The organism is Lactiplantibacillus sp. DA1, assembly GCF_032681335.1.
In the GTDB taxonomy this organism is placed as follows: Bacteria; Bacillota; Bacilli; order Lactobacillales; family Lactobacillaceae; genus Lactiplantibacillus.
In genome coordinates this window covers 235,585-247,748 of record NZ_JAWHTQ010000004.1, presented here as the reverse complement: position 1 = coordinate 247,748, position 12,164 = coordinate 235,585, and the positions used below count along the sequence as shown (strand labels likewise).

Here is a 12,164-nt window from a genome sequence, read left to right as displayed (position 1 = left end):
GTGGACGCCTAACCTTTCTTATAGAACTGTGACAAGAACCGCACGTCATTTAAGTAGAAGTTGCGGATATCGTCAACACCGTATTTCAACATTGCAAAGCGGTCTGGTCCTAACCCGAAGGCAAAACCACCATATTCTTCTGGATCAATGCCAGACATCTCTAACACGTGGGGATGAACCATGCCGGCACCCAACACTTCGATCCAACCAGTTTGCTTACAGATCGCACAACCCTTGCCATTGCAGTTGAAGCACGTCACGTCAGCTTCAACGGATGGTTCCGTGAATGGGAAGAAGCTTGGCCGTAACCGGACATCGAATTGATCGCCAAACAACGTCTTAGCAACGAGGATCAAGGTCCCCTTTAAATCGGCCATTGTAATATGCTTATCGACGACCAATCCTTCAATTTGATGGAATTGATGTGAATGGGTCGCATCATCGGTATCGCGCCGATAAACGCGGCCAGGTGACAAGACCTTCAACGGTCCCTTCGAGAAGTCATGATTTTCCAATGACCGCGGTTGGTCCGCAGACGTTTGTGTACGTAATAATACGTCTTTGGTAATGTAGAACGTATCTTGCATATCACGGGCAGGATGATCCTTCGGTAAGTTCAGACGTTCAAAGTTGTAATAGTCTTCTTCAACCTCATCACCATCAACGATTTGATAGCCCATCCCCATAAATAAATCTTCTAACTGGGTAATAATCTGCGTAATCACGTGCGGTTGTCCTTGAGGAACTTCTCGGCCAGGCAATGTCACGTCCAACTTTTCAGCAGCTAATTGTTCATTAATCGCTTCTTGTTCTAATTCTTCTCGGCGTTCATCAATTGCGGCCTGAATTCGGTCACGAACCTCGTTGGCATAGGCCCCTACCTTAGGGCGCTCTTCAGGACTCAAGTCACGCATCCCACGTAAAACCTCGGTAATTGGCCCTTTTTTACCAAGTAAATCAACTTTTACTTGATTGACTTTTTTTAAGACGTCAGCTGACTTAATATCGGCCAAGCCCTGATCACGTAATTCAGTTAATCGATCTTGTAAACTCATGTGCTGCCTCCCATTTTTAGTTGCGTTGTGGACAAAAAAAGACCCCATCCCCAAAAAAAGGGACGAGGTCATCGCGGTACCACCCTTGTTTGCACAGTAATCACTATGCACACTCACTACCCGTCATAACGGTCGGGATACCGGAAAATTATTTGTTTTCACAAACGCCCAATTTCAGCTCGGAGAGTGAATTCGTCAACTTTGGTTGTCAGGGTGCTTTCAATCGGTGACACCCGTCCCTACGACCCCGCAGTCAACTACTATTTCTCGTCAAGGCTTTTATCTACATTGTCAGTTTATGGCAAAGTTCCTTGCACGTCAACCCCGTATTAGGATTCGGCCGGGCTAAACCACTTATCGGACCAATTATGGACCGTATCCATCACTTGTCGTAAATCTTGGCCCTTAGTCGTTAACCGGTATTCAATCAAAGCTGAATCACAATGTGTGACCCGGCTGACGATCCCATTTTCTTCTAATTCTTTAAGTCGGACCACAAGCACCCGGTCACTACACTTAGGAATTCGGCGAGCCAGATTCTTAAAGCGTTGCGGACCGTCCTCCAATAAAACGTCAATAATTAACCCGTTCCACTTTTTACCTAGAATGGAAAATGTTTTTTCGAATTTTGGACACAGTTCAAAATCCACATTGGACTCTGTAACTGTATCAGCTAGCATTTCTGACATGCAATGACCCCCAATTATTGAATTAACCGGCGGAGACCTTGCCTCGGAACCGATCTAGTTGTTTGGCCACTTTTATACGCAATGGTCCAAAAAATTCATGTTCTGCTTCATAATCATCAACTAAAGAGACGAGCAAACTTTCCCGATATTTTGGTACAGCCAAGGTTGCACCAAACATATGCTTCAAAATGATATCTTTTTCCATTGGCGTTAATTTCGTCAGCTTTTCAGCATTGCGCAACGCGACCCGTGGATGGATAAATGCGTGTGAGCCGAGATCAAACTTGGTTTCACGCCAGTCATAATAAAACAAATCATGCAATAATCCACCACGCGCCACTGCCGTCGTATTAAGATGCCATTTCTTCGCTAAAACATAACTATCATATGAAACCGCAATCGAATGATCTAATCGATTCGAATGATGGTGTTGCGTAAATTCAGCAAGCCGTTGAACAGCCGGCTGTGCTAATAAGTCTTCGACGATCGCCACGTATTCAGAATCTTGTTGCCACACATTATTAGTTTTCATCTAAAGCTCCCTTTGCTAATATCTACGGCTATTCTACTAAAAAGCTAGCTGTTTTGAAAGTATTTTACCTGGATTTTAGCATTTTCTTACTAATTGTAAGTTAGCGATATAAACCGAACATCAAAATACCGGCAGCCACGGCTACGTTTAACGATTCTGCCTGCCCCTTGATGGGGATGTATAGGTTTTGGTCTGTCCGTGCCAACAATTCCTGGCTCATCCCATTACCTTCGTTCCCCATAATCAAGCCAAAACTAGCTGGCGCATCAACATCTAAATATTGGGCCGCCTGTGGATTCAATTCTGAACCGTAGACTGGTGCCCCCTGAGCTTGCAATTGATTAACAAGTTGATTGAGATCAGTACTGATTAGTTGTAAATGAAACTGACTCCCCTGCATGGCTCGTTCAACTTTTGGCTGGTGAATATCCACGGTCCCAGTACCAAAGGCCACGCCAGCAAAACCCGCAGCATCCGCAGTCCGCACCATCGTCCCGATGTTTCCGGGATCTTGGACGTTATCGAGCAGTAACCAAGGCCGCGTTAAATCTAATTGTGATAGATCTTCAATTGCAGCGGGCAGAGTCGCTAACGCAAATACCCCCTGCGGCGTCACCGTCGCACTGATGTGTTTGGCAACTTCATCAGAGATTTCGATGACGGCTGGAAAATGGGTCAAATCCGGTTTAGTCGCCAGCTGTTTTTCAGTGATGAGCAAGGTTTGAATCGCCACGTGTGCTTTAACGGCCTCATTGACTAAGTGCCAGCCGTCCAGTAAGTATTGGCCCTGTTGTTTACGGCCTTTCTTAGTTTGTAGTTTTTTCCACGCCTTGACGTGCACATTTTGTAATGAATTAATTTTTTCCATTGTAAGCTTCCTTTAATCTTAATCAGTTGGGCCATGAGCTGAACATATCAATCCGGTCCCCATGGCGCACATTCTTTTATCCGAATCCATGTCAGAGCACATCGTTTATTCCAAGTATAGCATATCGCCGATTGAACATTTCCATGCTATTATATAACTAATACTGATGGTATTGACTCAATACGATTGTCAACACGCACAATCAAGGCGCTAGTCACTTGTTTGACTAGCCGAACAAGTTAAGTAAGGAAGTGACACTATGCGTGCAGTAACGTTAAAAGCAACCGGTCGCGTCCAAGGGGTGGGTTTCCGTTGGGCCACCAAAGTTGCCGCTGATAAATGTGGCGTAAATGGGATCGTCCGCAATCTGATGGATGGTTCAGTTTTCATTGAGGCTGAGGGTGAAGACCAACGAGTGCAAGTTTTTATCGACGTCGTTCGGCAGTCGCCGACTGACTTTGGTAAGGTCAAACACCTGGAAGTACATGAAGTCGAACCACAAAACTATCATGATTTTCGGATAACCAATTGAATTCCCCCGACATTTTTAGTATCATCATCATTATATGACTTTAACAAAGGGGATTATTAACTAGTGAAATCAAAAAAAGGCCTTACGCTCACCGTCACCTTAGGAACGTTAGCACTGTTTCTAAGTGGTTGTGTGCAAACGACCAAAGCTGGTAAACCATACGGGTTTGTTTACGAATACTTAGCAAGACCAGGTCAAAACGTCATGGAATGGTTGTCGCAGCTATTCGGCAACAACTATGGCTGGGCTATTATTGGTTTGACGGTCATTGTACGGTTAGTTTTACTGCCAATGATGATCAACCAACAACGTAAATCGACTTACCAACAAGAAAAGATGTCCGCCGTTCGGCCACAGATGGAAAAAATTCAGGCCCGGCAAAAGGCCGCGACTTCGCAAGAAGAAAAAGCAGCGATCAGTAACGAACTCATGCAACTCTACCGCGACAACGGTATCAGCATGACTGGTGGTATCGGTTGTTTGCCACTTCTAATCCAACTGCCAATCTTTTCAGCCTTGTATTACGCCATTCGATATTCACCTGAGTTATCCAAGGCGACCTTCATGGGTATCTCACTTGGGAAATCTAGTCTAATTCTAGCCATCTTGGCGTTCCTGTCCTACTTGGCTCAGGGTTACTTATCCATGATTGGTTTACCTGAAGAACAGAAGAAGACAATGCGCCTCATGCTCATTATGAGTCCGGTCATGATTTTATTTGTTTCCATGTCCGCTCCAGCTGGCTTAGGCCTTTACTTCTTCGTTGGTGGGTTATTTGCTTGCTTACAAACTCTGATCATCAACTTCTTCCGGCCACGTATTCGGCGCGAAGTTGAAGCTGAGCTCAAAAAGCATCCCATCAAGACACCAACACCGACACAACCAAAATCAGTCAGTGCGACTGAAGCTAATCCTAGTCGCCCACGTCCGCAAAACAATGTGGGTCGTGGCCGGAACGCCGGGAAACAACAACGGCACCGTAAATAACGACCGCGGTTTAGTCAATACTAAAGCGCCGCTATGAGAATTCTCATGGCGGCGCTTTATGTTTTTCAAAGAAACAACACGCAACCGTCCTCTTAACTGATTTCCTGAACATCACCACGCAGTCGATTAATTCTGACATGCTTATCAGATTAATTTCTTACTTAATCGATAGGAATAACCCACGGTCAGAATTACAATCAAAACGATGATCGTAACAAAGACATTGAGAAATGTCTTTGTCGACACGTTCCCCATTGCCACTAACAGTGGCCCTGAAATTCCAAATAATCTCCCCGCCAGTACGTTAGTCCGATGCCAGTTTTCTTCTGACAAATAGGTCCATGGAATCCTGATTCCAACCAAGCGATTACGGGGGACATACGCCATTGGTAATGCGACAATCGAGATTATCATCGCAATCAGCGCGAAGTCAATCGTGGAAATCCGATTGAGATCAATGAGTAACAAATAAAGCAAAACGGTCAAGTTAATATCAGCACCGAGATACACCCCCTTGCGCCGGTTGGGATACTGATTACAGAACAAAATCAAACTAATTCCAAATACAAACAACACACCAACCACGGCCAACGGTGCGTTACGAACCTGCCACACGGGTTCACCACTGGCTAGTTTGCTCACTGCCAAGATAACCAAATTGATAAAATTCATCACGACGATCAATTTAACTCCAAGCGTCTGTTGCCATCTTTTTGGAATCATGATTAAGCCCTCCATTTTTTAAACTGCTAACCAAATAACATTTTAGCACACTAATTATTCCAATACCGAGTCCTACATTAAATGTGATTAAAACACATAATTCCTTAGAACAAGAACAATCAGCAAAAATTGCTGAAAAGTTCCAATCAACTTAGACTTGCTGAATTTGCACGTTTCAAGCCGGCTTTCAGTCAAGATGGTGTTCGAATGGTCGACATGGAGTCACCAGACTTTTAATAGATTAATCGTTATTCTTCATAAGCCCGTAATGTGATCATTCATCCGCTATTCGGGCGGCTTCTCGGCCCCATATATCGGAATATGACGCCCAACCAATCACTCACCAGTATGTTTTAACCAATAATTGCTCAACTAGTTAAGCGCAATTATAGCTGAATTGCATAATAAGGGGTGGAACTTGCCCACTTTCAGGTTTGTTCACCAACATTTCAAACTAAATCAAACGTATTTCGTCAAAATTAATCTACTTTGGGCAGATGACACTTCGAGACCTGAAATTTTATGTAAATATGCGATAATGGAAATTAACAATTCAAACTCAAGGAGGAACTCCCATGAAGTTACTACATACAGCGGATTGGCACATCGGCCGGACGCTTAACGGTTATTCTTTGTTAGATGAACAGGAAGCCGCTTTCAAACAAATCCTCGCGATTGCATTGGCTGAAAAAGTTGATGGTATCGTGATTGCTGGGGACATCTACGACCGGGCCGTTCCGAGTACCGATGCGGTCACTTCACTCGACCACATGCTGCAGGCTATTAATATCGAGCATCACCTACCAATCTATGCCATTGCTGGCAACCATGATGGCGCTAAACGTCTCAACTACGGTCGTGAATGGCTAGCCTATAATAATTTTCATATCAATACGTTACTAGCCGAGGCCTTCACGCCCATCGAGACCCCAACGGCACAAATCTTTATGTTACCGTTTTTTGACCCCATTGACGCGCGGGTCTACTATCAGCAACAAGGTTTGCCCGAAAAACAAGTCAAGGCGATTCACACCATTCACGATGCGATGCAACGCGTGGTTAGTGACCTCGTTGCCACCTTTGATCCTGAAAAACGGCACTTGTTGATTACTCATTTTACCGTCACACCCAAAGCGGATGACGACTTGGAATTAACAAGTGAAACAACTTCCAAAGTGGGCGGTTTGGCGACGCTGACCACCGATTTATTCGCAGACTTCGACTACGTGATGCTGGGCCATATTCACACTCGGTTAGCCTCACCCGACAAAGATCGAATTCGTTATGCCGGTAGCCCCGTCAAATTTAACGTCAAGGAAGCCAACCCTAAGTTCCATGGCAAAGGTGTTGAAATTGTGACAATCACACCCACTGCGATCACCCATGAATTCAAGCCAATTCAGCCGCAAACTGACTTGGTTACGTTGCGTGCGCCTTGGGAAACGTTACTTGATCCCAACTTTTATCAGCAACAGCCGTTAAAGCAGGCTTGGTTTGCGATCACCGTCCAGGAATTCGACCGTAGTAAGCATCTGAACGTCCGGGCGCAACTCGAAAAAATCTACGGTACCATTGTCGAACTGGACTACGAATCGAACCACCAAGCCACCGCCATCAGCGGCCCCAAAAACATGAACGAACTGAGTCCTGATACAATTGTTGGGCAATTTTTCCACGCGATTACTGGTAACCAGCTCTCAACGACACAACAACAACTCGTTGACCAGATTTTCGTCAACTTAAGAAAAGAGGATTAGCCGTGAAACCCGTTTATTTAGCCATGAACTATTTTGGCCCCCACGAACATTCAATTATTGATTTTAGCAAGCTAGAAAGTACCCCGATTTTTCTGATTAGTGGTGATACTGGGGCCGGTAAATCAACTATTTTCGACGCCATGACTTTTGCCCTCTTTGGCAGTACGACGAATGATGGGACGGATGGTCGGGCAGCCAAAGAGATGCGCAGTCAGTTCGCCCCTGCTGACCAACCGACCAGCGTCACCTTCTACTTTGAACAAGGCAATCAACTCTATAAGATTGACCGCACCCCTGAACAATACTTAACGAAGAAAAAGGGGTCTGGACTAACAAAAAAGAATAGTACGGCCAAATTAGCTGTCGTTGATCACGTTGGTGGTGTTGAGATTGAGAGTATTGCAACCAAGCCAGCCGACGTTGGCCCCGAGATCACGACCATTTTAAATTTAACCGCCGACCAATTTAAAAAGATCATTTTACTCCCCCAAAATGACTTCTCAGAATTCTTAAAGTCAAAAACGACTGACAAGGAAAAAATCCTTAAAAAGATTTTTGGAACGCAACTTTATTCAGACTTTACTGCGGAACTTAAAGCGGAGTATCAAGTCGCCAGCAAGACTGGTGATCAGTTTGTCGCCGATTTGCGAGTCGCACTTGCCTCAGCAACTTGGAATGATGAGGAACAGTCCCAACTTCAAGCGGTTGCGGATGATCAAAAAATTCCATTACTACAAACATTTGTTACGACGCGTCAAAGAGCTTTTGACCAAGCACAGCGAACAACCAGCAAAATCAATCAGGCTGTTAAAGCGGCCGAAACGACCTACCAGCAAGCACGCGATCGCCAACAACAGTTCGACCGGCTTGCACAGGCACAGGCTGATTATCAAACTAAAGTTGAAGAGCAAGCACCGGCGATTACCATAGCCATGCAACAGTTGCACGCGTTAACTTGGGCCCAGCCTCTACAAGCCACCATGCAAGCCCTCACTCAACAAACACGTGACCAAAAGCAATTGACGCTTGACCAGCAAGCAGCTATGGGTAACGTGCAACAAGCGCAGAACGACTATCAGCAAACGCAAGTTACGGTTCAACGATTGAACGACCAAAGTGATACGATCCATCAACACCAACAACGTTTGGAACGATTAGCTGCGTTGATTCCGCAAACCCAGCACGTTGAGAGCCTCACCGCGCAACTTGCCAAGCTCAAGTCGAGTGTTACTGATCTAAAGGCGACTTTTGCACAGCACCAGACCGTCATCAAGGAACTGACCGCCAAAATCACCACCCAACAAGCGACCTTGCCATCTATTGATGACTTACACGCCACTAAAGATTTGCTGATTAAACAACGGGAACAGTTCGTCGACACCTTGACGCCACTTGATAGTCAATGGCGAAGTGCACAACAAGAACAGCAGCGCGTCACCAAGCAACTGACTGATTTACGGGCGCAACTTACCCGCGATGAACAGAATCAGCACAATGCGCAAGTCCAATTTGAACAACAACGTGGTCAACGCCAAAGCTTAATGATTGCCCAATTACAACAAGAACTCGTTGACGGCCAGCCCTGCGTGGTCTGTGGGTCAACCGATCATTCGCAGATGCCGGTCACAACCATCGTTGTGAATGAAGCTGACTTACGACAATCCATGCAAGCCGTTGACGACGCTCAAAACGCGCTGGCGGCAGCCAGCAAGCAAGTGGAAGCAACACAACAACGTGTTGAACAGGCTGAAAAAGAAGTTAACCAGGCCACGCAGCAAGTAACCACCGCGCAAGCGCAGCTCACTTTAACTTATCAACAGTTGATTGAAACCAATGGGCTAGCACTCAAATCACCCTATGATTTAACCACAATCAAGGCTTTTTTCACTGAGCAACTCGCCGCCATTACGAAGAAGCTAGAAGCAGCTCAACAAGTAGTTCAAGTGATTGCGCAACTTACTGACAAACTGGAAGCCAAACAAAAACAGGCCCAACAAGCCGAGTTACAGTTAAGCCAACAACGAGCCCTATTGCACAATAATGAAGCTGATCTGACCGCGGCTCAAGCTGCCATCGGTACCGATTTCCAGGTGACAAGCACTGACCTACTGACTGAAAAAGAACATCTCAATCAGACAGTCGCGACCTACCAACAACGCCTAGAGGCCGCTCAAGCTGCCGTTCAAGATAGTCGACTTACCTTATCAAAACATCAAACCAAACTCGATGATTTGAACGACCGATTGAAGACTACGCAAACCAGTCGCACGCAACTTGAGCAAGCAATCACACGAGCTTTAGCTGATCCAGAAGCACCGACCCATGATCAGACCGTACTTGAAAATTGGTTAGAAGAACTTGCTAATGGTCAACTGACAGCCTTGCAAGTCAAAATCGCCACCTATCGGCAAGATAAAGAACGCCTGACAACCGAAATCGAGCAACTGCAAACCGCCTTAACAAACGTTGAGCGGCCGAATATTGCCAACATTCAAGCTCAGCTGACAGACCTGCAATCTCATAAGGATCAAGCACTCCAATCACAAACCGTGGCGGAACGAACCTTAACCGACGCGCAAAGTTGCCTCGAAAAAGTCCAACAAATCGTGCACCAGCAAGGCACATTTGCGAAGCGGTTCGCCGAAATTACCAGTCTGTATAACATCATGACTGGTAAAGATGGCAACGATCACAAGCTCAAATTAGAGACCTACGTTGTCCAAAACTACTTGCAGCGCGTTTTAAACTACGCCAACGATCACTTTATCAACTTGCTTTCCAACAACCGCTACACGTTCGAGCTAGCTGCCGAAGCGAGTGACAACCGTAGCGACCATGGCCTGGATATCAATGTTTATGATAATGAAACCGGCAACTCACGTTCGTCCAATACTTTGTCCGGTGGTGAAACATTCATCGCGGCCCTGTCGATTGCACTTTCACTTAGCGAAGTCGTTCAATCTTCTGCTAACGGTGTCCAAATCGACGCATTATTTGTTGACGAAGGCTTCGGCTCACTCGATGATGAGACCTTAGAAAAAGCCATGCAAGCTCTCGAAACAATTGGTGAGAACCGAATGGTCGGAGTCATCAGCCACATTGAATCAATGAAACGAACGATTGGCCAGCAAGTCCTCATTAAGAAGATGGGTGATGGTCGTAGTACCGTGCAGTTGATCAGTAAATAACTTGCCGACACAAGTGCAGCGGCATGCTGGTCACGTCTTGTTAACAATTTCAGTTAAATAACTGGTCTAAAAAACTGCATCCGCCATTCATCTTTAGTGCTGAATGGCGGATGCAGTTTTTTGAACAATTTTAATAGGCCAGTTTAAAAGAAAATACCCAATATCAATCCTAATAATTGCATCCCTTGAAACATCATTAAATTTTGTGGTGCCGTATTAAACGTGGTTTCTTTTACTTGTACCGCGTTAAAGGCTTGAATATTCTTCAAGATTTTGGGTAAAACTAATAGCACTGCCAGCTGATAAATTGGTAATATTTGCAAGACAACACTCACCAAAACTGGCAAATAACCTAACAGCGCAAGCATATCGTAAACTCGTAATGCCCAATGATGCCCGATATAATATGGCACTGTATAACGCTCATTCCGAATATCTTGTTGTAGATCTGAAATATTATCAGCCAGCATGATATTTGCCACCAAAAAGATTCCTGGTAACCCTACCAAAATCATGACTAGAATATGCTGTAAATTACCGACGATTGCAAACTGTGGCCAGTCAAACGTAAAACCAGCCAATACAGGTGTCGCCACGTTCATGTAAACGCTCAAAAAAAAGACACCAAAACCTTCAACGCATCCCGATAATAGTTCGCCTAACGGAAAGCGCGAGAACGGTACCGGACCATAGGTATAAAAGATGGCCACGCCAATCGCTGCCGCACCCATGAATAATAATAATAAGTTAGTTCGAACAACTAGCACTAAGCCTAAAACAATCGCGGTTGCTAGCATAACTAACATCAGACTTAGTGACCGCCGTGGTGACAAGTGTTCACGGCCAATAATGTTATAAGTATCCCGATAATGTAAATCCTTAGCTAAGTAGTAGTCTTGCACATTATTGAACCCCGTCACAAACAATGCGATTGCTACTTGCGCAATTAAGTAAATTAACGAATTAATCCAATTAAACGCATGAAAATAATAGATTGAAAATAAAACACCAATAAAATACGGCACAACACTGGCCGCCTTGGCATTAAGCCGAATGAATTCCAAGAATATCTTGAACGTCATTGGCCGATAAGCTGGTTCGTTCGTCAACAACTTCGCCCCCTGGTTAAATTAACTACTCTTCTCACTATAACAAAAAAGCAGCTTTGTGAAAATGCTTGCATGTCAAATGTGCAACGGAAATTTGATTGTGTCTGATCGTTACCGTCTTTTTTATTATCCCCTTACACATTGCGCTAGTTATGATTCAGTATTAACCACCATTAAAATGAGTCGTTAGTTAGATTACAGTTCGTCCGCACTTGTTCGCCCTAGTCCGACTTCCAGGGCTGAGTATCAATGGCAGCCATCGGCTTGAACTCACGCAGAAGCCCGCTGTGCAATTTCGAATACGAGTCTTCTTTCTAGCCCAGACAAGAAGACTCTCGCCCTTGAGAATTAGTCATTGGTCATTGGTACCCAAGCCTCTCCAGTCTCAAGTCTGCACGCAACCATGAGCAGCATTACCTGTCCAACGGATTAATGCGGCTTGATATTTAGTCCATTAGCTCTGTTTAAAGCATTTAATATTAACATAGTAACTGAGTGGTTGCAGTTATTATCAACCTTATCACCGAATTTCACAGCCGTTGCCACATGCAAAACAACGATTAGTTTAACTAACGTTGGATCGCCAATATCTATCTTTCGAATGCCTGGAGTCGGTGTAGAAAGCACTAATTAAGCAAGTTGACACTAAATTTCACCTTTTTCAGCGGGTCTTGGCTACTTTTGAACTTAAGAACTGGCCTATTTTAATCATGATTCATGACCG

The 12,164-nt window shown here is 44.8% G+C and carries 10 protein-coding genes and 1 other annotated feature; of the genes, 4 read left to right on the top strand and 6 right to left on the bottom strand.

Features of this window, described 5'->3' with window-relative positions:
- Positions 1-8: 8 nt before the first annotated feature.
- The 4 genes from RXV91_RS08240 to RXV91_RS08225 all read right to left on the bottom strand — a co-directional run bounded on the left by RXV91_RS08240 (position 9) and on the right by RXV91_RS08225 (position 3,144).
- The gene (locus RXV91_RS08240) at positions 9-1,055 is read right to left on the bottom strand and encodes a phenylalanine--tRNA ligase subunit alpha (RefSeq protein WP_316439483.1); all 1,047 of its coding nucleotides are present in this window, start codon (positions 1,053-1,055) and stop codon (positions 9-11) included.
- A 55-nt stretch (positions 1,056-1,110) separates the two neighbouring features.
- Positions 1,111-1,338 (bottom strand) — a binding site (T-box leader).
- A gap of 46 nt (positions 1,339-1,384) precedes the next feature.
- Entirely contained in the window at positions 1,385-1,744 is a 360-nt protein-coding gene (locus tag RXV91_RS08235; RefSeq protein WP_003638562.1) for a helix-turn-helix domain-containing protein, read from the bottom strand.
- Between the two features lie 22 nt (positions 1,745-1,766).
- The gene (locus tag RXV91_RS08230) at positions 1,767-2,276 is read right to left on the bottom strand and encodes an HD domain-containing protein (protein ID WP_021731700.1); all 510 of its coding nucleotides are present in this window, start codon (positions 2,274-2,276) and stop codon (positions 1,767-1,769) included.
- A gap of 100 nt (positions 2,277-2,376) precedes the next feature.
- On the bottom strand, positions 2,377-3,144 hold the full coding sequence (locus tag RXV91_RS08225) for an RNA methyltransferase (RefSeq protein WP_316439482.1): 768 nt from the start codon (positions 3,142-3,144) through the stop codon (positions 2,377-2,379).
- A gap of 259 nt (positions 3,145-3,403) precedes the next feature.
- On the opposite strand from RXV91_RS08225, the gene RXV91_RS08220 reads away from it, so the two are divergent.
- Positions 3,404-3,676: an acylphosphatase gene (locus RXV91_RS08220; RefSeq protein WP_003638559.1), complete on the top strand. Its 273-nt coding sequence runs from the start codon at positions 3,404-3,406 to the stop codon at positions 3,674-3,676.
- 63 nt (positions 3,677-3,739) lie between these two features.
- Positions 3,740-4,663, top strand: coding sequence for a membrane protein insertase YidC (gene yidC / locus RXV91_RS08215; protein WP_316439481.1), 924 nt, complete (start codon positions 3,740-3,742; stop codon positions 4,661-4,663).
- A 144-nt stretch (positions 4,664-4,807) separates the two neighbouring features.
- Here the strand turns inward: yidC and RXV91_RS08210 are convergent, their stop codons facing one another.
- Positions 4,808-5,386 (bottom strand): SdpI family protein, encoded by a 579-nt coding sequence (locus RXV91_RS08210; protein WP_316439480.1) that lies wholly within the window; start codon positions 5,384-5,386, stop codon positions 4,808-4,810.
- Between the two features lie 575 nt (positions 5,387-5,961).
- Between RXV91_RS08210 and RXV91_RS08205 the strand changes: the two genes are divergently transcribed.
- Positions 5,962-7,143 (top strand): exonuclease SbcCD subunit D, encoded by a 1,182-nt coding sequence (locus tag RXV91_RS08205; RefSeq protein WP_316439479.1) that lies wholly within the window; start codon positions 5,962-5,964, stop codon positions 7,141-7,143.
- A gap of 2 nt (positions 7,144-7,145) precedes the next feature.
- Positions 7,146-10,331 (top strand): SMC family ATPase, encoded by a 3,186-nt coding sequence (locus tag RXV91_RS08200; RefSeq protein ID WP_316439478.1) that lies wholly within the window; start codon positions 7,146-7,148, stop codon positions 10,329-10,331.
- 143 nt (positions 10,332-10,474) lie between these two features.
- On the opposite strand, the gene RXV91_RS08195 is transcribed toward RXV91_RS08200, so the two are convergent.
- Positions 10,475-11,443 (bottom strand): UbiA family prenyltransferase, encoded by a 969-nt coding sequence (locus tag RXV91_RS08195; protein WP_316439477.1) that lies wholly within the window; start codon positions 11,441-11,443, stop codon positions 10,475-10,477.
- Positions 11,444-12,164 lie beyond the last annotated feature (721 nt).